The organism is Bacillus cereus group sp. N11 (assembly GCF_016483605.1).
GTDB lineage: Bacteria > Bacillota > Bacilli > Bacillales > Bacillaceae_G > Bacillus_A > Bacillus_A toyonensis.
The window spans coordinates 281,229-301,248 of sequence record NZ_JAEHBN010000007.1; the positions used below are offsets into that span (position 1 = coordinate 281,229).

Below are 20,020 nucleotides of genomic sequence, written 5' to 3' on the forward strand. Positions count from 1 at the left end.
TTTTTGTAAAGAAAAAATATGAATTAAGATTCATATGAAATGTAAAGTGAACTTCATTTATTTTACAATAAAATAGAAGGAAATAGGAGGGGAAATGATGGAGAGAATTTCATTATCAAATGTAGGAGATACAAAGTTTCAAAAGTTATTAGGCCATAATCCAGATATATTACATTCGTGGAGTACGTTAGAGGATACACTGTACAATAAAGGAACACTTTCAGCAGAGTTGAAGGAGCAAGTGAGAAGAACATTAGCATATGGGAATGAATGTCCGTATTGCATGGCAAAGGGAAGACCTGATGATGTGCAAAAGGCAGAGGAGATTAGTGTAGCCGTTACTTTTGCGCATACATTTGTTCATGATCGAAAGGCGATAGATGATAATATGTTTCATGTATTAAAACAATATTGGACGGAAAAAGAAATTGTAGAACTTTGTGCTTATATTTGTTTTATTACTGCGTCGCAGCAACTTGGTTTTGTATTTCAACTACAACCAAATTAAGGAGAAAATGATGATTAATCAAATAGCACTTATCATAATTGATGTACAAAAGGCGTTTCAATTACCATACTGGGGGGAGAGAAATAATCTTTTTGCTGAAAAAAATATGAAAAGTTTATTAGAAGAATGGAGAAGAAGGAAGCGACCAGTTTTTCATATTCAACATGTAAATAAAGAAAATGTTCAGTCGATGTTTTATCAACAAGCAGAAACAGTAAACTTTAAAGAAGAGGTGAAACCACTGCGAGATGAAATAATTATCCAGAAATCCGTTAATAGCGCGTTCATTGGGACAAATTTAGAAGAACAATTAAGAGAGAAAAAATGTAATACGGTAGTGATTGTAGGACTAACAACAAATCATTGTGTGGAGACTACAACACGGATGGCAGGTAATTTAGGATTTACAACGTATTTAGTGAGCGATGCGACGGCTACATTCAATCGGAAAGGTCTGGACGGGGCAGAGTATAGTGCAGAGGACATTCACAATATGACACTTGTAAACTTACATGATGAATTTGCTAAAATCGTTACGACTGAAGATATCTTAAAATTATTTTAAGAAAATAATTACGGAATTATGTAGAAAAAAATAAGAATATTTCGTATAATCTAAGTATAATCATTTTGAAAATAGGGGTGGCATCATATGGAGCAAATTTCAGTAAAGAAAATAGAAAAAGTACTCGTTTTAGCAGGTGAGGATAAACAAAAGCAAAAGGAATTTTATGAATTGCTCTTATCAACGGAGTTTTATGTTGCTGGTTCACTTGAAGCAGAAGACGGGGCAACGGAAGGAACACTTCGTTTGCGTCATTTCCAAGGAGAGGGTAGATGGATCGTTCCGTTCTTTACACAATTGAAATTTGTAAAAGATGTGTTGCCAGAAGGTACACCCCTTATTACGATACGTGGAAAAGAATTATTTGGTGGCATTGAGAAGGATGCAACAGCTGTATTAAATGTTGGTACTGATATAAGTAAAACATTTATTCCGGAAGAAATTGCAGATATCGCATCTGGACGAATTTTTAATTATTATAAGTAAAAGGAAAAGCTTAATCGCTTTTCCTTTTTAATTTAAACATGGAGTGCTACGCCTGAAGAAATAGAGAGTGTTTTATTATTTGTATTTATTGTTGCTGTAGCTCCAAGGGGAATACCGATATTTGGATTTATATGTCCAATCGGTAAACCGAATAGGACAGGTATATCATATGGCATGAAATATTCATATAATATTGTTTGCAATGATTGAGATGGTTTAGAAGGGGTGCAATCATGACAACTTGAAAAAATAACGCCATTACATTCATTAAACTTTCCAGATAAAAGTAGTTGATTTAACATACGATCGATGCGGTACGGTTCTTCCCCGATATCTTCAAGCAATAAAAGTGTATTGGCTGTACTTATTTCATAGGGTGAACCAATTACACTCGTTAAAACAGCTAAATTCCCTCCAACTAATGTACCGGTAGCTGTACAGGCTGAGCTAGGTACGATACATTCTGATGCAGATAAGATAGAAGAATACGGGTGGAAGAGCTGATTGAAAGAAGATAAAGAGAGAGAATCTATACCTTTGCCTACTTCTTCAATCATCGGACCATGAAACGTAACAAGCTTTGCATAACGTGAAAAAGCAGTATGTAAAGCTGTAATATCGCTGTATCCCCAAAAAATTTTGGGGTTTTGTTGAATGATTTCATATTGAATGTGAGGGAGAAGACGAGCGCTTCCGTAACCACCTCGTGCACAGAAAATTGCTTTTACTTCATTATTTGTAAAGGCTTCATGTATATCATCAAGACGAACTTGGTCACTTCCAGCTAAATACCCATACTTTTCATAAATACTCTTCCCAATTATTACGGATAATCCCATCTCTTGTAATACATTTACACCTTTTAATACACTTTCAATTGTAGGTGGACCAGACGGTGCAATAATCATTACTGTATCACCATGTTTTAACGCATTTGGATAAATCATTGTTTTCAGCCTCCTTCTCTTTCAATATATTCGCTTCATATGAAGTTCAACCCTTGTAAAAGAAGGGGAAAGCTTGTCAAATAAAGAAGATATAAGGGGGATAGGAGGGGAAATGATGTTTACAAGTCGAGTAATAGACATATTGCAAATTAAGTATCCCATCATTCAAGCAGGTATGGCGGGTGCCATTACAACGCCAGAACTTGTTGCAGCTGTAAGTAATAGCGGAGGATTAGGAACGCTTGGAGCAGGCTATATGAGCCCAGAACAAATTCGTAAAGCGATTTATAAAATAAGGGAACTAACATATAAGCCTTTCGGTGTTAATTTACTGTTAACGAAAGAGGTGCAGATAGAAAAAGAGAAGATAAATGAGGCGAAAGTCTTACTTAATGGAGTGAATAGAGAGTTAGGTATTGAGGAAGAGGATGTAGTAAATCTTCCAAAAAGTTATAAAGAACAATTACAAGTGTTAGTAGAAGAAAAGGTACCGGTCGTTAGCTTTGCATTCCAAACGTTAGAACAAGAAGAAATAGATGAATTAAAAAGAAGAGGAATAAAAGTCATCGGAACAGCGACTCATGTAGCAGAAGCGAGAGCACTTGCCGAGCTAGGGGTAGATATTATCGCCGGGCAAGGTAGCGAAGCAGGAGGTCATAGAGGAACGTTTATTGGGAAAGAACAAGATGCAATGATTGGTACGTTTGCGTTAATTCCGCAGTTAGTAGCGGCAGTTCCGCATATCCCAATTGTTGCAGCAGGTGGTGTAATGAACGGACAAGGGCTTGTTGCAGCATTTGCGTTAGGGGCAGAAGCTGTTCAAATGGGATCAGCTTTTTTAACGAGTGAAGAAAGTATTACACATGACGTATATAAAGAGGCTGTATTAAAAAGTACAGATACCAGTACAATTGTAACTCGTGCGTTTTCCGGGAAATATGCACGGGGTATTCGTAATGAATTTATAGAGAGACACGAAGGAAAAGAAGAAGGGCTTCCGATGTATCCAGTGCAAAACGTATTAACTTCTAAAATACGCCAAGAAGCAGCGACGCAAAACAAGGGAGAATATATGTCACTTTGGGCGGGACAAGCATCGGCATTAGCAAGAATTGAGCCAGCTCAGCACGTAGTGGAGCGGGTCGTGAAAGAAGCAGAGGATGTAATGGAACAATTACAAAATGTATATAGAAAAAGACCACTTGAATAGTTCAAGCGGTCTTTTCATTAGTTTGCTTTATAAAATTGTTGGATGGCCTCGTCGATGTAAACCCAGCCTTTCCAACCTAAGTGCATATGATCTTTTAAGAAGTATTTATCATATTCATGGTTTGAGAAGTCGGCAATTGGATAACCAGCTTTCTCAATTTGCTCATGAACTTTCTTATAGTACGCTTCACGGCGTTCTTTCGGGAATCCAGCGTAATCGTACCAAGGACCTTTTACAGGAACAGAAATGAAGAGTGGTTTTGCACCAGATTGTTTTAATAAATCAAGTACAAGTTGTAAGTCTTCATACTCTGGTGATTGGTCATAAGCATCATTTTTTAAGTAGCCTTCACGTTGCTTTAATTTCTTCTTAATTTTGCTATTGAAGTAATCGTCTTCAATACCGTATTCATTAGACCCTGATTCTGCTGCACCTGTTTGATCCGCATGTTTACGAGCTTCATCCCAGTTCATTTGTTTTAATGAAGGGTCAAGTTTTTCTTTATGCGGTTTAATATCAAACATTGCTGTAAATAAATCTTTACGATCTAAAATGTTACGATACACATAAGCGAAAGGTTTAGCAGCAAGTGCTTTTACTTTATGCTTTGTATCATCATAAGCGATACCTTCAAGCGAAACTTTAAGTAAAGTTTCTTTCTTAACGATCTCAAAGTTTAATAAACGCTTTGCAATTTGTTTTTTCATTTCAGGCTTTAAGTCATCATTGAAAAGGAAATGATAGCCTTGTTGTTTTGAAAAGTTAGGTGCAAAGTGTGTTTCATCAATACCTTGTGGCACAAACCATTGCGGAGAAAGAACGAATACCATTTTCTTGTCTTTCAATTGATCCATTGTAGATGCAAAGTTTAATACGTGTACAAGGTCTTGTGTTCCGCCGCGTCCAAGAAGGAATGGTGTGAACCCTTCAGGCTTTACTTTGAAATAATTTGATGGATGGAAAGCATCCATACGTGCGAATTCCGATGAACCGTACATCGGAAGATATTTCGGATCTGCTAACATCTTTTGCTGTAAAATCATACTTTGAATCTTTTCTTCTTTCAAAGAAGTTGCAGCTTGTTCTACTTTTTCATCACTTAAAAGTGGAAGTAGGAAGCGCGTCGGAATAAGTAAGAATACAGCAAAAAGGGCCAATGCTAAAAGCATCGGACCAAATTTTGCTTTGTTCATCGGATTTCTTCCAACTTCTTAATAACCATGTTTGGTGTAGCCCACTCGTCACGGTCAAAATCAGAAATAGAAACTTCAATATCTAAACGCTCTTGGAATTCAACTAATAAAGATACTACAGCGAAAGAATCAAGAATACCTTCTTCAAATAATTGAACATCTAAGTTTTCTTTCACAATATCGTTCTCACATACTTCTTCTAAAATATCTAATACTTGCTCTTTGAATTCTGCCATTTTTAAAATCTCCTTTATATCCAAATATATTATATGTGCAACTTCTTAATAGAATAAGAAGGGTGCATTAAAAGTATCTGTTAAGGTGTCCAGAGAAAATAAGGAAACCGAAACATACAACGTGGAACGTAATTACAATCGCAAGGACGTGTGTAAATTTATTGTTTGGCCAAAACTTATGCTTCTTGTTTTTTCGTTCGAAAATATCGAATAGAATAAACAGTGCGGCATGATATAGACCATAAATAACATACTGCGCAACAGCGCTTCCTTGGATGTGCCAAATTCCCATAATGAAGAAGTTTAAAAATGCACCGATATACGAAATAGTGTAACGGTTCTTAATTAACTTTTTCTTCGTTGCAAAAAAGACGAAACGCATGTAAATAAAGTCACGGAACCAGAATGATAAACTCATGTGCCAGCGGTTCCAGAAGTCTTTAATGTTACGACTAATAAACGGCTTATTAAAGTTTTCTGGCGTTTTAATTCCCATCATATAACTTACACCAATTACAAATGAGCTATAACCAGCAAAGTCGAAGAATAAATATAAGCTATAGCTATACATGTAAATCATATTTGAAAGGATTGTATCTTGTTGAGCAAATGCTGGATCCATAAAGTATTGCTTTACTAAGTAAGCAATAATAAATTTATACAAGAAACCTTGGAAAATACGGTTTAACCCTGTATATAGTAAATTTTGATATTCTTCTGCACTAGGTGGTTTTTGAATATCTTTTTGGAATCTTCGGTAACGATCGATAGGTCCTGTTGAAATCGCAGGGAAGAATAGAACGAATTCCCAGAAGTTAAAGAAAGAAAGTTCTTTAATTAAACCATCACGAACTTCAAATACCATTTGAACTGCTCTAAATGTTACGTAAGATATACCTAGAAAAACAACAAGTTTTAACTCAGGTAAAAACGATGCAAACGGTGCGATTTTTGCCAAAATAAGAGGCAAAATCGATAAAATAACAGCTATACAAAACGTGAATGTACTATTATTTTGTTTTCTTAAAATTAAATAGCCTTTAATAAGGACATATTGCCAAATAATAAATGCAGCTAACATCATTGCTTGCTTCGGTTTATCCGAGAAGATAATAGCAATCATGACTAATGTTAAAACGGCATTATATTTACGCAACATTTTACCTTTTAATCCAGCTATGATAGTAGGTATTAATAAAATGCCCACTATAGCGAAAAAATAAAATGATCCATATGCGGTCATGCTGTAACCTCACTCAATAATTTTTTGCGATCTACCTTTCCATTTGGTGTCATTGGAATAGAAGATTGATACATGAATTTACGTGGAATCATGTAGTTTGGTAATCGCTCATTGAGTTCTTTTTTAATTGCAGATGTTAATTTGAATTCTTTTTCAAACGAATGTTCTCTAGGAACAACAACCGCTAATAAATAATCGTATTTCTCACCTTTTTTAATCGGAACAATAACTGCTCCTTCTACATAAGAACACGCACGAAGATGATGCTCAATTTCTTCTAATTCCATTCGATAACCATGAAGCTTAATTTGGAAATCAAGACGACCATTATAGAATAGAAGACCATTTTCTACATAGCCAGCATCGCCTGTTTTATAGGCGCGCTCACCGTCAATCATAGTAAATGCTTTTTCTGTTAATTCAGGGCTTCCTAAATATCCAACGCTTACACTTGGACCGACAATTACGATTTCACCTTTTTCACCATCAGGTGCAATTGTACCATCTTCTTTCATAATAAGAAGGCGACAGTCTGATTTACAGTAGCCAACTGGAAGTGATTTGTATTGATCAAGCACTTCTTCTGTAACGTGAATACCTGTTACAGCAACAGTAGCTTCTGTTGGACCGTACGTATTCATAATTGTTGCTTTCGGGAAACGCTCAATTAGTTTTCTAGCCACTTCATTTGGTAACACTTCACCGCAGAATAAGAATGTTTTCATGTTTGGTAGCATACTCTCAGAGAAAGATGCTTCCATTAAACACATTTCAGCGAAAGATGGTGTTGAAGTCCATACTTGAGTATCCGATTGCTCTAGAGAAGCAAACAAGTCTTTTGGACGTGCAATCATATCTTTATCGATTGCCCAAAGTGTACCGCCTGTTACTAATGATGGGTAAATATCCATTACAGATAAATCGAATGAGAAAGGTGCTTGGTTTAAGAATACTTGCCCTGTTTGTAAGTTGAAATCTTCTACAGCCCATTTTGTAAAGCTAACAAGGCAGTTATAAGTAATCTGAACCCCTTTCGGATTACCTGTACTTCCTGATGTGTAAATAATGTAGAAGTTCTCATCACCTTTTACCGCATGTTCAGGATTTGGAATGTTCCCTTTATGAGTAAAGAAAATATCTTTTAAGTTGTCTTCACTTACGATGCGAACTGGTAAATCAGTTACAGTTACTTCTGCAGCTGATAAAAGTAATTTCGCACCAGAATTTTCAGCGATACGTTGTACGCGATCAGCTGGGATAGATAAATCTACAGGAATGTAAGCATGTCCAGCTTTTACACACCCTAAAAAGTTTATAATCATTTCAGGTTGCATATGGCCATACACCATAATTGGTGAACGATCATCTGGATATTCAGAAGAAATCCAATGTGCTAACGCATCAGAATCTTCCTTTAATTGTTTGTACGTAATTTTCGCATCTCGCCAAACAAAAGCGGTTTGATCAGGCGTTTCTGCAGCCCACTTTTCAATTTGTTCTAATAACTTCATAACGTTCCCACCCTAGAATTCATTGTAAATAAATGTACTTGTGTTTGTATCATGGAATCCATACAACCAAAGTAATGCAAATAAAATTGCAAGATAATAAACCGTCTTTGCAACCCATTGTGTGAGTGGTCGAGACCATATCTCTTTTAATCTTTCCATGTCTTTCCCTCTCTTAATGAAATAATAGCTCTTTGTAGGTATCATGTCCTACATTATTGTGAAAAAAACAAAATTCCACATTTTAGGTAAAAATAAGACAAAAGGCTCTTTTCTGATATTAGCACTAAATACTAAAAAAGAAAATCCCTAACTTAGCAATTATATTACATTCGGCATGAATTTGTAATGGGTTTGACATGTAAATAGAAAGTGGATTGTATGAATACATAAAAGTGGATTGTAAGAAGGCGTGAAAAATATAATATTTGTTTTTTCATGCAATCAACAAAGGCTGAGTAAACTTTAAATTTCTAGCTCTTTTTTAAAAGGAGGAAATTATCATGAATAGAGTGTGGAAGAATCTTATTTCAGAAGAAAATATTATGAAATGGAGACGGCATTTTCATAAGTATCCGGAATTATCGTTTCATGAAAAAGAAACTTCGCAATTTATATATGATACGTTATGTTCATTTTCTTCTTTTGAAGTAACAAGGCCAACGAAATACAGTGTATTAGCAATTAAAAGGGGTGTGGAACAAGGTAAAGTAGTTGCGATTCGAGCTGATATTGATGCTTTACCAATTCAAGAGGAGACAAGTAAATCTTATACATCTGTTCATAAAGGAAGGATGCATGCGTGTGGGCATGATGCACATGCGGCTATTTTGTTAAGTACAGCAGAGGCGCTGTCAAATATGAAGGAAGAGTTTGTAGGGGAAATTCGTCTATTCTTTCAGCATGCAGAAGAGGTATATCCTGGTGGTGCTAGGGAAATGGTTGAGGCGGGTGTGATGGACGGTGTTGATTATGTAATAGGTTTACATGTTATGTCTGGATTGGAAAGCGGGAAGATAGGAATTGTATATGGGCCGATGATGGCAGCGCCAGACGTATTTACAGTTGAAATTCACGGTAAAGGAGGGCATGCAGCGCGGCCAGAAGAAACGATAGACCCTATTGCTATTGGAGCGCAGATTATTACAAATTTACAACATATCGTATCAAGAAATACAAGTGCTTTTATGCAGAGGGTAGTTTCAGTTACGCAATTTCATGGGGGAAAGGCTGACAATATTATTCCCAATACGGCAACTTTAATGGGAACTGTGCGTTCTTTTAATCAAACGTTAAGATTGGAAGCAGAAGAGAAAATTGAACAAATCGTGAAAGGAATTACAAAAGCACATGGAGGGGATTACACATATACGTATCGTTACGGATATGATCCTGTTATTAATAATGAATATATTACAAAAGTGGTAGAAGAAAGCGCACTACATTTGTTCGGGAATGAGCGTGTTGTGAAGCTTGAACCTTCTATGGGGGGAGAAGATTTTTCAGCATATTTAAGAAAAGCACCGGGTTGCTTCATTAAATTGGGGACGAGGAATCAAGAGGATAATACTTGTTATCCGCACCATCATCCAAAATTTGATGTAGATGAATCAGCTTTAATTTATGGAGTGGAATTATTTTTAGAGGCGGCCATAAGACTACTAAAATCATAGGTGCATATAAAAAAAGGCAACTGCGCTCTATCGCAGTTGCTTTTATTTCTTTCCGTCAGAGAGGGCTGAGAAAGAACTATGCTCATTTATAGTATATGAATAGCTAACGGACAAGCTTGTACATTTTAATCATTTTTTTAAAAATAGTTATTGACTTTGATAATCAATTTCAATTAATCTAATGTTACAGTTGAAATTGATAATTATTATCAATGGAATGGATGCGACATGTTAATGAGAAAAAAATATCACCTTCTGCGAAGGGGATTAAAAAATAAAAATAAAGATGTTGATCAGCATATGGAATGGCAACGAAATGTAATTCGTTCTGAATATGTAGATGAGAAGAATAAAATGCAAACAGAAAAAGCGATACATAGTAAAGGGAGAGATTCAGTTGAGTAAGCTAGTAATGATTTATGCAAGTATGAGTGGAAATACAGAGGAAATGGCAGATCATATTGCAGGCGCCATTCGTGAAACAGAGAATGAGATTGAAGTTATTGATATTATGGATTCACCAGAAGCTTCTATATTAGAACAGTATGATGGTATTATTTTAGGCGCTTATACTTGGGGAGACGGGGATCTTCCAGACGACTTCTTAGATTTTTATGATGCAATGGATTCTATTGATTTAACTGGTAAAAAAGCAGCGGCATTCGGTTCTTGTGATTCGGCTTATCCAAAATACGGAGTAGCGGTTGATATTTTAATAGAAAAGCTGCAGGAACGCGGAGCAGCAGTTGTGTTAGAAGGACTAAAAGTAGAATTAACGCCAGAAGATGAAGATGTAGAAAAATGTTTACAGTTTGGAGCTGAATTCGTAAAACACCTTTCTTAATGGCAGAAGGGAGATGAAGAGCAATTGCATGAGAAAATCGCAATAAAAACGATGACAGATTATCATTTGTATGATTTTATGCGTTGTCCACATAAATTTTATTTCCGTCATATAAAAAGAAGAGAACCTTCTTCATTTGAATGGCAACAAATAGCACAAATGATTGTGAATCAAATTATTAATGAGTATTACATGCTACCTGCGAGCCAACAAACGAAAATTGTGCTTTTAATATTAATAGAAAAGTATTGGAAAAAGGTAAGGATTAGTATGTTTGCTTCGAAGACGGGGTACTATATTGTATTAGCAAAGCTAACTGATCACTTATTACAGTTTGTTGAAAGAGATGATAGTCAGACGCCACCATTGTTTTTGTATGAGAAGTTTCAAACATATATGGAAGAGTTAGGTGTCCACATGTCATTGACATTTGAAGTTGGTGAGTGGAGTACAGAGTCATTTGTAATTAAAAAATATGTTATTGATGCGGATGAGGAAATGCTAGCTCTTTGTCAGAAGTTAATGACAGTATTCAGTTATAAAGCTTTCGGCATTCTTCCAGGGAAAATTGAAATTATTAATTTAATGGAAGGAACTAAGTATGAATACATTCCGAAACAGGAAGATATTATAACTGGAATGGATGATTTATTTAGAATGAAAGAAATGTTACAGCAACCTGAGCACTATACAGAGCGTGATTTTCGTTCAGAGTGTACGAGTTGTGCTTTTCGTAGTGAATGCCAGGGGGAAGAAGTAAAGGAAGAAGCGAAGCAGAAGGAAAATATCGTACATTAAAGGATGCCAATTTGCATCCTTTTTGTTATTGACATGAAAAGCTTTTCATCATTTACGGTATATTTGTAGCAGATTTTAATGCGGGCTAATAATCAGTGGGGGATGCCCCCGCTGATTAAAGTTTCACTTTATAAGAGGAGGAATAATCAATGAAAGATGAAACGAAAGTATTTCAATGGTTAAAAGAACAAAATGCTCCTTTTGGAATTCAACTGCAAATTTTACAGGCATTTCAATTGTACAAAGTTATTGTTGAAATGGATAAAAAGTTAATGATGTATGAGGAGAAAGAATATAGGGAGAGAATTTAATCTCGTCCCTGTAATATCGCTTTTAGCTGTTCTGTATCTGCTATGAATTTAAGCGCATTCTTTGTTTCAAAGTTATAAATAATATTATGTAGTAAAGGGCTGTATTGATAAAAACTAGTTATACGGTGAATGAGTAATGGATCGTGGTGAGAAATAATTGTACTGTATTGTTCGTATACAGATGTTGTAAATTCACGTCCGAAATCATAATAGAGCCCGGCAAAATCAAAGGCAGGATCTCCAATTTGAGCATCACCAAAATCGATAATCCCTGAAATATTCTTGTTCTGCTTATTAAATAAAATGTGATGATGTGTAAAATCGGCGTGAATAATTGTATTTTGAAAAGTGGATGTAGCTATACATGCAAAGAAATTTTCGAATAAATGATGTAAGGCTGATTTCTGTAATGAAGTAAACATGTTAGTAAGATACTGATTTAATTTTGTTTGTAGCTCTTTCCAGTAGGTAATTGTTTTTTCAATTGGAAATCCTAACGTTGTAATTTGTTTTACAGGAATATTATGTAGTGCCGCAAGGAAAGTAGCTAATTGTGTAATGATTGCTTTCAATTCTTGTTTCTCTAGTGTGGTAACTATTTCTTTTTGTAACGGTTCACCATGAATGAGAGTATAGTAACTACAAAGCGGAATAGTATCAGTACCCTTTTTATATAATAGGTGATACTTTGGAACCTCAATTTCTTGTAGCGAATGAGAGAGAAGTGTGCATAGTTTTTTTCTAACGGAATTCGTTTAGCATATTCCTGTTTTCGTGGGAAACGAAACAGTAGGTCGTCATTAATTATAACCGCTATATTATCCCATCCTTCTTCATTTTGTTTATATGAATGTATAGAAAGATTAGGCAGAGCCTGTTTTATATACTGTTTGTAAGAGTCCATAATCGTTCCTCGTTTCTAAGTTAAAATTCTGATATTCCATTTTATAATATCAGAATTTTCATTCTATATGTTAATATGTAACTAACATTATGAATAGGGATGGGGTGTATGGTGAAGAAAAGAATAGTAATCATTTCTATATGTATCGCTTTTGGTTTGTTTTGGTCATATAAAGAGGCAGTTTTCGCTACCTTTAAATCGATAGATCAGTACGAGTTAAATAAGGAATTAAAGAATAAAAGTATAGAAACTTTAACTCATAAAGAAATGAAACAAGTAGGAGAGCACTTTGTGACAGCACAATTATCAGTGTTTGAGTTTCATAATAAAGAAGATGTGAAGCGAAAAGGCGAAGAGATATTTGTAAGTAGGGGATATGAACAATTAATACAAAATTATTATCCAAATCGTTTTCGAGATTTAGAGTATAAATTTACAAACGAGGAGATACGTGAAGTGACGGATGAGAGTTTTCTCTATCATGCTGTAGCGTATGTTGCGGGTACTGAAAATGGTAAGAAAAGTGAAATGAAAGTAAATTATGACGTGAAAGTTGTAAAGGTTAATAATATATTTAGGGTGCTCGAACAAAAGCAGTACGTACAATAAAGTGAAACTTTAATCAGTAAGGTGTTCACTCTTACTGTCCACAAATAGCGGGATAAAAAGCCCCCTCGAGGAGTAGAGGGGGTTAAAGATTTTCATTTTGTTGACCAAGTTCTTTTTGAGCAATGTATACATTTCCTTGTTCCACTTGTTTCTGTGTATAAACAGAATCGCCTGCATATCCTTTTTCCGTTTTCACAGTTCTTTTTGAGTGATTTGAATCTTGTTTCTTCATATAATATGTCACCTTTCCTTAAAAATAGACGAAAATAATGAGTACGAGTAATACAGCAGCGAAAATGGTAATGCCCATTAAAAACGAAGCGTTTTTATATTTAGGTGGTTTATGTATATCTTGCTGGTATCCAGGTGAGATTTCAGGGGCGAATTCTTCATCGAATGATTGATCTTTTTCTTTTTCGTCCATATGTATCCACCTTTCTTTTTCATTATGTTATACGTTACAAGAAAAAATATGCATAAAGAAAACAGCCGCTCTAGCGTTAGCGGCTGTTTTGTGTTGTATATTTTCTTTGAACTTGGAAGAGACGGATTAGAAGGAAGCTAGCACCAAATGCTAGACCGATAATAAGACCAATCCAATATCCTTTTGCTGCCCAGTCGGTATATGTTGCTAATATGTAACCGAGAGGGAGACCTATTACCCAATAAGCGACTAATGTCATAATTAAGGCAACATTTACGTCTTTGTAACCACGTAGTGCTCCTTGTACAGGAGTTGCAATTGCATCTGAAATTTGAAATAAAATCGCAAATATAAGGAACTCTTTTGCTAAATGGTGAACATTTGCATCTGTCGTATAAATAGATGCAATTCCATCATCAAAGAAATAAAGAAGAATCGAATAGAAAAGAGCGAAAGCAAGGGCTAATCCAATGCCGATAAATCCATATTGTTTTGCGCTATCATATCGTTTTGCTCCAACTTCAAATCCAACTGCTATCGTCATTGCCATTGCTAAACTTAAAGGAGTCATATATAACAAGGAAGCGAAGTTCATAGCTGCTTGATGCGCTGCAATTGTTGTCGTACTAAAGTTACTCATCATTAGTGTAACTGCAGCGAAAATACTCGTTTCAAAAAAGATAGCAAATCCGATAGGGACGCCAAGTTTTAAAAATGATTTCCAACTCGAAAGAGAAGGACGATATAACTGTTTAAAAATATTAAAAGATGCGAATGGCTCTTTCGTACGAATAATAATGACGGTAATAATTAAAATGCACCAATAGGTTGCTGCAGAAGCAATTGCTGCACCGACACCACCGAGTTTAGGGAAACCAAAGTTCCCAAAAATTAATACATAATTTAATACTACGTTAATCGGTAATGATAGTAATGTAATGATCATCGTTGTTCGAGTTTTTCCTAATGCATCAATAAATCCACGCAAAACAGTATAAGTAAATAATGGGATAACTCCAATCGCGATAATACTTAAAAATTGTGCTGCAATACGTTCAACAGGTTCTTCTAATCGCATGCCATTTAAAATAGGTGGAACAACGAAGAAGCCAATAAGGATAACAACGAAGCTAGCGCAAACTGCTAAATAAACTGCTTGTATGACAACGTGAGGAACATCCTCTTTTTTCTTGGATCCAATGAGTTGGGCAACAATAGGAGTAGTAGCCATTAAAACCCCTGTTAATCCTGTACTAACTGGGAGCCATATACTTGTTCCGATAGCCACACCTGCTAAATCAATTGGACTGGCATGTCCGGACATTGTCGTATCAAAAAAGCTCATTGCAAATAATGACATTTGGGTTACGAAAATCGGGAAGAATAGTAATACAAAGTGTTTTAGCTTTTGTGAGAATGAAGTAGTTTCTTTCATAAAATCCCCTTTCCGATAAAAAAACAATCCTTCCTATCATACAATTTAATCAAAAAATAAAAAAGAAATACGCACCAGTATATATATAAGCAATAAAAAAAGGATGCACATTGAAAAGGGATAAGGTATTATGATAAGGTGTGAAAAAATTACATATTCGTTATTAAGGAGGCACTACTCGTGGCTGATTGGTTAATTGGAATAATCATGGGTGCTGTTGAAGGTTTAACAGAATTTTTACCAGTTTCATCAACAGGACATATGATTTTAACAGGTCATTTACTTGGATTTGACGACGAGAGAGCGAAAGTTTTCGAAGTTGTTATTCAATTGGGATCGATTTTAGCAGTTGTTGTTATATTTTGGAAGCGTTTATGGTCTTTAGTTGGCATAGGTAAAGTAACAGACGGACCGTCGTTGAATTTATTACATATTATTATTGGGATGATTCCTGCTGGCATACTTGGCGTATTATTCCATAGTACAATTAAAAAAGTTTTATTTGGTCCAGGACCAGTTGTCATTAGTTTAATAGCTGGTGGTATTTTAATGATTGTTGCTGAGAAGTTTTCAAAACCAAGTACAGCAAGAACGTTAGATGAAATCACATATAAACAAGCATTTACAATTGGAATGTTCCAATGTTTAGCGCTTTGGCCAGGGTTCTCTCGTTCTGGATCAACAATAAGTGGTGGTTTATTAGCTCGCGTGTCTCATACAGCGGCAGCTGAATATACGTTCATTTTAGCAGTTCCAATGATGGTAGCTGCAAGTGGTTTAGATTTAATTAAAAGCTGGGATATATTAAGTACAGCTGATATACCGTTATTTGCAACAGGATTTATTACAGCATTTGTTGTTGCGATGCTTGCAATTGTTTCATTCTTAAAATTATTAGCACGTGTAAAACTAACACCGTTTGCTTACTATCGTTTCATTTTAGCTGCGGTATTCTATTTCTTCTTCATTATGTAAGAAGAAATCACCAGAAATACTCTATAGATTAGACGCTTGAAAAAGTCTACTCTATAGAGTATTTCTTTTATAGCAGGAGAAAATAAAGTTTTTGCTCTCATTTACTTGTATTTCACTATGTAAAATATGACATAATGATTTTGTTACATTAATATAGAGAAAATTTATAGGGTATTTGAGAGGAGCAGTTTAGTGAGTTTTGCAATAGAGATAATAATTCCGGCACCAATTGATGTTGTGTTTGATTATGTACATAATGACGAGAAAATACTAGAATGGAGTACCTTTATGGTAGAAAATAGGTATCCTTCAAATATAGATGTTGAAAAACCTCGTGAAGGTGATAAATATATATCTGTGCAAAAAATGGGGAAGAAAATATATGAATTTGAGGCGGAAATTTTAGAGTATGATGAACCGTATATCGTATCAGTTGGATGTGAAATGAAACAAGGTTATACTGCTGCAACTTATATGTTAGAAGAGGATGAAGAAGGTACATCGCTTACTTTAATCGTAGAATTTGAACCGAAGAACTTTATATATAAGATTATGTACAAGTTGACTGGATGGATGACGCGTGCGGTATATATGGGTGAGATGGAGCGTTTAGCAGAGTGCGTAGATGTTGCATATTCTCAGAAAAAAAGATTATGATTTTGCAAAAAAAACTGCCGATTTCGGCAGTTTTTTTATTTTACTATTTTTTCAATCATACTTTCCATTACATGTTCCCAAAGAGAAGTATCATCAGCTAATGTAGCACGGAAATTAGCATACATTTCTTTCTGTTTTTCTTCGAATGTTGGATCTTCTTTTTCAGGCAATGTAGCGCGCATTGAAGTTACTAATTCTTGTACTTTTGGAGCGCGTGGTCCAAAGACAGCTTGTTCATTTCCGTCCTTATCAATGAAAATAAAGATTGGAATTGCACGTGCTGTTCCATTTGTTAAGTATTGATCCATTAATTCTAAGTTTTCATCACGAATTAATAAGCTCATATCAATATTTGCAACTTCAGAAATTCGTTTCATAACAGGTACGCATAAAAGAGCATCTCCGCACCAGTCGGCTGTTAATACGATAACACGCCAGCCATCATTTTGGCGTTCTTCTAAAACTGGGAGTAATTCATTTGGAATTAAAAAGTTATTGTAAATATGTAATAGCTCATATTGGTTTACTTTCATTTCATTTACATATGTATCAAAGGACATACCTTTATCAGCCCATTGTTGTAAGTTCATAATTAACACCTCTTTAGTATGATTTGCTTTTATTGTACCAATTTTTATATAGAAAAGCTTGTATTCTTACTCTTTCTTATCACTAAATAATATATTTAGTGTGTAAAGGAATAGTGCGACACATAGTTCAGCTATGTTGGAGATTTGTACGCTCTCTATCCAGTCGTCGGCAGTATGAATGACGAACCAATCTAGTGTAATTTCAATAATGGAGAGAAGAGCAATTGAGAGCCAATTTGGCATACTTGTCATCATTGGCTGTAGGAGCGATTTAAAGAAAATGAATATAAAATATGTAATACCATCTAATAAAAGAATAAGTAAAAAAAAGAGTAGTATAGCTGTTCGTGATGAGTATTCTATACCCGTAATTTGAAAGATTCCTACATATACAAAAAATATAAATGTAAAAAATGTAATGAGAATAAAAACAACAAAACTAATAACGATAGTCCTAACTTTTAGACTGAGATTAGAAAATTTGTCTTCCTCACTCACTACTTAAACTCCTTTTTCTGGAAAATCAAGTTTATTGTATCACGAAATGCATATTAAAAAACTACGAATTATGGGAAAATAAGGTGACAAAAAGTAAGATTTCATGTAAAATTATTAATAAGGTTTTTATTTAACTAAATGAAATAAAAGGGGCTGTCAAAGTTGTCTCAAAATAGAGAACAATTAATGGAAGAACTATCGACAAATGTTTTTGCGATGTTTCGCACGTTGCGTAATGACATTGGAAAAATATTTGGTGGTTACATACCGTGGAATGAGTTCATCGTCCTTAGAATATTGAATCGTACAAATAAAGAAATGGTATCACGTGTCGCTAATGAGTTAAATGTGTCGAATAGTCATATTACAGCTGTTACAGAAAAATTAATTAATAAAGGTTTCGTAACCCGTTCACGTTCTACATCAGATCGCCGAGTTGTATATTTAGAGATTACAGAACAAGGGAAAGATTTAGTTGCGAAAATGGAAGAGGCGAAAAAACGATACTTACAAGAAAGATTTTCCGCACTTTCAGAAGATGAAATGAATGTAATGATTTCTATTTCCCAAAAACTTATTTAATTAATTACAAACAAGAAAACGTTTACCTAGTGAAAAAGAAGACCTTCCTTATATGTGGAAGGTCTTCTTTCTTGTGTAATAGCTTATAAAAATAAAATGTGTATGAAAAAAGATAGAGCGCCATACTACTAATAATGGAAGGAGGGAGAAATATGACGAATCGTAATGGTAGTAAAGGAAGCGCGAATCAAGGTTCACCAAAATCAGGAAAGTTTAATCAGGAATTTAGTACTGAATTTGAAACTGGTAACGATAATAAAGGGAAAGAATATCGTTCAAAAAAAGGAAGTAAATCAAAAAAGGAGTGAATCATTTCACTCCTTTTTTGATTTAAGATGCTGCCGATTGATCTGTATTATATTTTTCTTCTGATTTTGCGACAATCATTGCGCAAATTGCATCACCGGAAATATTTACAGCTGTTCTAGACATATCTAGGATGCGATCAATACCGATAATTAAAGCAATACCTTCTACTGGTAGGTTTACTTGATTTAAAACCATTGTAAGCATTACAAGTCCAACACCTGGTACACCAGCAGTGCCGATACTAGCTAGTACAGCAGTTAATACGATCATGGCTAATTGTGCTAATGTAAGTTCAACTCCGTACACTTGAGCGATAAATACAGTTGCCACACCTTGCATAATGGCAGTGCCATCCATATTAATCGTTGCACCTAGTGGTTGTACAAAGGAGCTTATCGCTTTTGGAACTCCAAGTTTTTCTTGTGCCGTTTTCATTGCGAATGGAAGAGATGCATTAGAGCTAGATGTACTAAATCCAATTGCCATTACTGGTCCGAAATGTTTAAAGAAACGAATAATACTTTCTTTCGCTAATATCTTTAATAAGCCGCCATATATGAAGACACCGTGAATAATGAGTACTAACATAACGACTATCATATACTTGAACATCGCAGCGACGCCTGCAAGCCCCATTTTACCAACGGATGAAGCAAGCAAACCAAATGTTCCAATTGGGGCTAATTTCATAACGAGATTAACAAGATACATCATTAATTCGTTGCCCTGTTCAAGTAATGAATGGATACCTTGAACTCGTTTTCCTAAAACAGCTAAACCGAGTCCGATTAATGCAGCAAAGGCAATAATTTGTAACATGTTACCATCAGCCATCGCTTTAGCTGGATTATCTGGCACAATATTCAGCAATGTATCGACGAAAGATGTTTCAGTTTTTGCACCTTCATACGTAAGCCCGTCTGTTTTAAAGTTACCGCCAGTTCCTGGTTTGATGATAAGTGCAAATGTCACTGCAATAGAGATAGCAACTGCTGTTGTGACGAGAAAGAATGAAATTGATTTTAAACCGATTCTTCCAAGTTGTTTCGGATCTCCAAGACCAGCAGCCCCTAGTACGATGGAAATGAATACAACAGGAACAACTAGCATTTTAATGAGTCGAATAAACAGTTGGCCAATTGGGTTAAACACATATTGATTTAAAGGTTCAAAAATAGATGGTGCAGCTAAATTTAAAGTGAGTCCAACAATTAGACCAAGAAACAATGCAAGTAAGATCGCTTTTGTTTGCTTCAATAAAATCCCCCCCTGTTTTTGTACAATTACTTTCTAAATGAATTGTACCGAAAAAATCCCTATTTTAACAATATTTTCTGAATATTTCGCAAGGTTTTATTTGTTTTTATATGAATAGTCTGATTTTCCTGTAGTTTATAGAAAGAATAAATTTCAGAAAATAAAATAGACCATCACATAGGATGGTCAAAGGAAGGGGACAATTTATGTCAATTTAATTAGGGATGGAAGCTATTCAAAGACACTGGGGAATGTCTT

General features: G+C 35.0%; 26 protein-coding genes and 1 pseudogene. 14 read left to right on the forward strand and 13 right to left on the reverse strand.

Annotated features, from left to right (window positions below):
• Nucleotides 1-97: 97 nt before the first annotated feature.
• The 3 genes from JDS98_RS14250 (at nucleotide 98) to JDS98_RS14260 (ending at nucleotide 1,559) form a co-directional block, all read left to right on the forward strand.
• Nucleotides 98-508: a carboxymuconolactone decarboxylase family protein gene (locus JDS98_RS14250; RefSeq protein ID WP_000439732.1), complete on the forward strand. Its 411-nt coding sequence runs from the start codon at nucleotides 98-100 to the stop codon at nucleotides 506-508.
• Between the two features lie 10 nt (nucleotides 509-518).
• Nucleotides 519-1,073, forward strand: coding sequence for a cysteine hydrolase family protein (locus JDS98_RS14255; protein ID WP_098710943.1), 555 nt, complete (start codon nucleotides 519-521; stop codon nucleotides 1,071-1,073).
• A gap of 87 nt (nucleotides 1,074-1,160) precedes the next feature.
• A complete protein-coding gene (locus JDS98_RS14260; RefSeq protein WP_000435260.1) occupies nucleotides 1,161-1,559 on the forward strand; it encodes an SseB family protein in 399 nt (132 codons plus the stop codon).
• A 32-nt stretch (nucleotides 1,560-1,591) separates the two neighbouring features.
• Here JDS98_RS14260 and JDS98_RS14265 read toward each other — a convergent pair whose 3' ends face one another.
• Complete coding sequence (locus JDS98_RS14265; protein ID WP_002038221.1) at nucleotides 1,592-2,506, reverse strand: S66 peptidase family protein; 915 nt, start codon at nucleotides 2,504-2,506, stop codon at nucleotides 1,592-1,594.
• Between the two features lie 115 nt (nucleotides 2,507-2,621).
• Between JDS98_RS14265 and JDS98_RS14270 the strand changes: the two genes are divergently transcribed.
• Nucleotides 2,622-3,716, forward strand: coding sequence for an NAD(P)H-dependent flavin oxidoreductase (locus JDS98_RS14270; protein ID WP_098710942.1), 1,095 nt, complete (start codon nucleotides 2,622-2,624; stop codon nucleotides 3,714-3,716).
• Between the two features lie 17 nt (nucleotides 3,717-3,733).
• Here the strand turns inward: JDS98_RS14270 and dltD are convergent, their stop codons facing one another.
• From dltD to JDS98_RS14295, 5 genes are all read right to left on the reverse strand, one after another.
• Nucleotides 3,734-4,909: a D-alanyl-lipoteichoic acid biosynthesis protein DltD gene (gene dltD / locus JDS98_RS14275; RefSeq protein ID WP_001030274.1), complete on the reverse strand. Its 1,176-nt coding sequence runs from the start codon at nucleotides 4,907-4,909 to the stop codon at nucleotides 3,734-3,736.
• Complete coding sequence (dltC, locus tag JDS98_RS14280; protein ID WP_000807310.1) at nucleotides 4,906-5,145, reverse strand: D-alanine--poly(phosphoribitol) ligase subunit DltC; 240 nt, start codon at nucleotides 5,143-5,145, stop codon at nucleotides 4,906-4,908. Before dltC ends, dltD begins: the two co-directional genes overlap by 4 nt.
• Nucleotides 5,146-5,212: 67 nt before the next feature.
• Nucleotides 5,213-6,388 (reverse strand): D-alanyl-lipoteichoic acid biosynthesis protein DltB, encoded by a 1,176-nt coding sequence (gene dltB, locus JDS98_RS14285; protein WP_000127935.1) that lies wholly within the window; start codon nucleotides 6,386-6,388, stop codon nucleotides 5,213-5,215.
• On the reverse strand, nucleotides 6,385-7,899 hold the full coding sequence (gene dltA, locus JDS98_RS14290) for a D-alanine--poly(phosphoribitol) ligase subunit DltA (protein ID WP_098710941.1): 1,515 nt from the start codon (nucleotides 7,897-7,899) through the stop codon (nucleotides 6,385-6,387). The genes dltB and dltA overlap by 4 nt, the downstream gene beginning before the upstream one ends.
• Before the next feature lie 12 nt (nucleotides 7,900-7,911).
• On the reverse strand, nucleotides 7,912-8,058 hold the full coding sequence (locus tag JDS98_RS14295) for a teichoic acid D-Ala incorporation-associated protein DltX (protein WP_000440293.1): 147 nt from the start codon (nucleotides 8,056-8,058) through the stop codon (nucleotides 7,912-7,914).
• 341 nt (nucleotides 8,059-8,399) lie between these two features.
• Between JDS98_RS14295 and JDS98_RS14300 the strand changes: the two genes are divergently transcribed.
• The 5 genes from JDS98_RS14300 to JDS98_RS14320 all read left to right on the forward strand — a co-directional run bounded on the left by JDS98_RS14300 (nucleotide 8,400) and on the right by JDS98_RS14320 (nucleotide 11,522).
• Nucleotides 8,400-9,569 carry a M20 metallopeptidase family protein gene (locus JDS98_RS14300; protein WP_001082777.1) on the forward strand — a complete coding sequence of 390 codons (1,170 nt, stop codon included), beginning with the start codon at nucleotides 8,400-8,402 and terminating at the stop codon, nucleotides 9,567-9,569.
• A 234-nt stretch (nucleotides 9,570-9,803) separates the two neighbouring features.
• The gene (locus JDS98_RS14305; protein WP_001228174.1) at nucleotides 9,804-9,974 is read left to right on the forward strand and encodes a hypothetical protein; all 171 of its coding nucleotides are present in this window, start codon (nucleotides 9,804-9,806) and stop codon (nucleotides 9,972-9,974) included.
• Complete coding sequence (locus tag JDS98_RS14310) at nucleotides 9,967-10,413, forward strand: flavodoxin (RefSeq protein ID WP_000041161.1); 447 nt, start codon at nucleotides 9,967-9,969, stop codon at nucleotides 10,411-10,413. The genes JDS98_RS14305 and JDS98_RS14310 overlap by 8 nt, the downstream gene beginning before the upstream one ends.
• Before the next feature lie 24 nt (nucleotides 10,414-10,437).
• Nucleotides 10,438-11,211: a hypothetical protein gene (locus tag JDS98_RS14315; protein ID WP_098710940.1), complete on the forward strand. Its 774-nt coding sequence runs from the start codon at nucleotides 10,438-10,440 to the stop codon at nucleotides 11,209-11,211.
• A gap of 149 nt (nucleotides 11,212-11,360) precedes the next feature.
• Nucleotides 11,361-11,522 carry a hypothetical protein gene (locus JDS98_RS14320; protein WP_000651091.1) on the forward strand — a complete coding sequence of 54 codons (162 nt, stop codon included), beginning with the start codon at nucleotides 11,361-11,363 and terminating at the stop codon, nucleotides 11,520-11,522.
• Here JDS98_RS14320 and JDS98_RS14325 read toward each other — a convergent pair.
• Nucleotides 11,519-12,426 (reverse strand): annotated as a pseudogene (locus tag JDS98_RS14325) (aminoglycoside phosphotransferase family protein). The gene JDS98_RS14320 and the pseudogene JDS98_RS14325 sit on opposite strands and share 4 nt — an antisense overlap.
• A 99-nt stretch (nucleotides 12,427-12,525) precedes the next feature.
• Here JDS98_RS14325 and JDS98_RS14330 point away from each other — a divergent pair.
• Nucleotides 12,526-13,035 (forward strand): biotin transporter BioY, encoded by a 510-nt coding sequence (locus JDS98_RS14330; RefSeq protein ID WP_199633992.1) that lies wholly within the window; start codon nucleotides 12,526-12,528, stop codon nucleotides 13,033-13,035.
• Between the two features lie 82 nt (nucleotides 13,036-13,117).
• On the opposite strand, the gene JDS98_RS14335 is transcribed toward JDS98_RS14330, so the two are convergent.
• The 3 genes from JDS98_RS14335 to JDS98_RS14345 form a co-directional block, all read right to left on the reverse strand.
• On the reverse strand, nucleotides 13,118-13,267 hold the full coding sequence (locus JDS98_RS14335) for a hypothetical protein (RefSeq protein ID WP_000743729.1): 150 nt from the start codon (nucleotides 13,265-13,267) through the stop codon (nucleotides 13,118-13,120).
• An 18-nt stretch (nucleotides 13,268-13,285) separates the two neighbouring features.
• Nucleotides 13,286-13,459: a hypothetical protein gene (locus tag JDS98_RS14340; RefSeq protein ID WP_000343554.1), complete on the reverse strand. Its 174-nt coding sequence runs from the start codon at nucleotides 13,457-13,459 to the stop codon at nucleotides 13,286-13,288.
• A gap of 76 nt (nucleotides 13,460-13,535) precedes the next feature.
• A complete protein-coding gene (locus tag JDS98_RS14345; protein WP_000665538.1) occupies nucleotides 13,536-14,894 on the reverse strand; it encodes an MATE family efflux transporter in 1,359 nt (452 codons plus the stop codon).
• Between the two features lie 180 nt (nucleotides 14,895-15,074).
• On the opposite strand from JDS98_RS14345, the gene uppP reads away from it, so the two are divergent.
• Nucleotides 15,075-15,869 carry a bacitracin resistance undecaprenyl-diphosphatase gene (gene uppP / locus JDS98_RS14350; protein ID WP_000796244.1) on the forward strand — a complete coding sequence of 265 codons (795 nt, stop codon included), beginning with the start codon at nucleotides 15,075-15,077 and terminating at the stop codon, nucleotides 15,867-15,869.
• A gap of 192 nt (nucleotides 15,870-16,061) precedes the next feature.
• Nucleotides 16,062-16,526: an SRPBCC family protein gene (locus tag JDS98_RS14355; RefSeq protein ID WP_098710939.1), complete on the forward strand. Its 465-nt coding sequence runs from the start codon at nucleotides 16,062-16,064 to the stop codon at nucleotides 16,524-16,526.
• A gap of 35 nt (nucleotides 16,527-16,561) precedes the next feature.
• Here the strand turns inward: JDS98_RS14355 and JDS98_RS14360 are convergent, their stop codons facing one another.
• Both JDS98_RS14360 and JDS98_RS14365 read right to left on the reverse strand, forming a co-directional pair.
• Nucleotides 16,562-17,149, reverse strand: a complete 588-nt coding sequence (locus JDS98_RS14360) for a thioredoxin family protein (protein WP_073990710.1) — start codon at nucleotides 17,147-17,149, stop codon at nucleotides 16,562-16,564.
• A 33-nt stretch (nucleotides 17,150-17,182) separates the two neighbouring features.
• Nucleotides 17,183-17,614: a YrvL family regulatory protein gene (locus JDS98_RS14365; protein WP_199633993.1), complete on the reverse strand. Its 432-nt coding sequence runs from the start codon at nucleotides 17,612-17,614 to the stop codon at nucleotides 17,183-17,185.
• A 162-nt stretch (nucleotides 17,615-17,776) separates the two neighbouring features.
• Here JDS98_RS14365 and JDS98_RS14370 point away from each other — a divergent pair, with 162 nt between their 5' ends.
• Nucleotides 17,777-18,196, forward strand: a complete 420-nt coding sequence (locus tag JDS98_RS14370) for a MarR family winged helix-turn-helix transcriptional regulator (protein ID WP_000081437.1) — start codon at nucleotides 17,777-17,779, stop codon at nucleotides 18,194-18,196.
• Nucleotides 18,197-18,348: 152 nt separating this feature from the next.
• Nucleotides 18,349-18,504, forward strand: a complete 156-nt coding sequence (locus JDS98_RS14375; protein ID WP_000184925.1) for a hypothetical protein — start codon at nucleotides 18,349-18,351, stop codon at nucleotides 18,502-18,504.
• Between the two features lie 22 nt (nucleotides 18,505-18,526).
• Here the strand turns inward: JDS98_RS14375 and JDS98_RS14380 are convergent, their stop codons facing one another.
• Nucleotides 18,527-19,762: a dicarboxylate/amino acid:cation symporter gene (locus JDS98_RS14380; protein WP_199633994.1), complete on the reverse strand. Its 1,236-nt coding sequence runs from the start codon at nucleotides 19,760-19,762 to the stop codon at nucleotides 18,527-18,529.
• Nucleotides 19,763-20,020 lie beyond the last annotated feature (258 nt).

What these genes read in the sequence shown, in the direction of transcription:
- dltD (WP_001030274.1), bottom strand. Translation starts at nt 4,909, where the DNA reads ATGAACAAAGCAAAATTTGGTCCGATGCTTTTAGCATTGGCCCTTTTT.
- JDS98_RS14345 (WP_000665538.1), bottom strand. Translation starts at nt 14,894, where the DNA reads ATGAAAGAAACTACTTCATTCTCACAAAAGCTAAAACACTTTGTATTA.
- JDS98_RS14255 (WP_098710943.1), top strand. Translation starts at nt 519, where the DNA reads ATGATTAATCAAATAGCACTTATCATAATTGATGTACAAAAGGCGTTT.
- JDS98_RS14295 (WP_000440293.1), bottom strand. Translation starts at nt 8,058, where the DNA reads ATGGAAAGATTAAAAGAGATATGGTCTCGACCACTCACACAATGGGTT.
- JDS98_RS14305 (WP_001228174.1), top strand. Translation starts at nt 9,804, where the DNA reads ATGAGAAAAAAATATCACCTTCTGCGAAGGGGATTAAAAAATAAAAAT.
- JDS98_RS14270 (WP_098710942.1), top strand. Translation starts at nt 2,622, where the DNA reads ATGTTTACAAGTCGAGTAATAGACATATTGCAAATTAAGTATCCCATC.
- JDS98_RS14265 (WP_002038221.1), bottom strand. Translation starts at nt 2,506, where the DNA reads ATGATTTATCCAAATGCGTTAAAACATGGTGATACAGTAATGATTATT.
- JDS98_RS14320 (WP_000651091.1), top strand. Translation starts at nt 11,361, where the DNA reads ATGAAAGATGAAACGAAAGTATTTCAATGGTTAAAAGAACAAAATGCT.
- JDS98_RS14335 (WP_000743729.1), bottom strand. Translation starts at nt 13,267, where the DNA reads ATGAAGAAACAAGATTCAAATCACTCAAAAAGAACTGTGAAAACGGAA.
- dltB (WP_000127935.1), bottom strand. Translation starts at nt 6,388, where the DNA reads ATGACCGCATATGGATCATTTTATTTTTTCGCTATAGTGGGCATTTTA.
- JDS98_RS14330 (WP_199633992.1), top strand. Translation starts at nt 12,526, where the DNA reads ATGGGGTGTATGGTGAAGAAAAGAATAGTAATCATTTCTATATGTATC.
- JDS98_RS14260 (WP_000435260.1), top strand. Translation starts at nt 1,161, where the DNA reads ATGGAGCAAATTTCAGTAAAGAAAATAGAAAAAGTACTCGTTTTAGCA.
- JDS98_RS14250 (WP_000439732.1), top strand. Translation starts at nt 98, where the DNA reads ATGGAGAGAATTTCATTATCAAATGTAGGAGATACAAAGTTTCAAAAG.
- dltC (WP_000807310.1), bottom strand. Translation starts at nt 5,145, where the DNA reads ATGGCAGAATTCAAAGAGCAAGTATTAGATATTTTAGAAGAAGTATGT.
- JDS98_RS14300 (WP_001082777.1), top strand. Translation starts at nt 8,400, where the DNA reads ATGAATAGAGTGTGGAAGAATCTTATTTCAGAAGAAAATATTATGAAA.
- dltA (WP_098710941.1), bottom strand. Translation starts at nt 7,899, where the DNA reads ATGAAGTTATTAGAACAAATTGAAAAGTGGGCTGCAGAAACGCCTGAT.
- JDS98_RS14340 (WP_000343554.1), bottom strand. Translation starts at nt 13,459, where the DNA reads ATGGACGAAAAAGAAAAAGATCAATCATTCGATGAAGAATTCGCCCCT.
- JDS98_RS14375 (WP_000184925.1), top strand. Translation starts at nt 18,349, where the DNA reads ATGACGAATCGTAATGGTAGTAAAGGAAGCGCGAATCAAGGTTCACCA.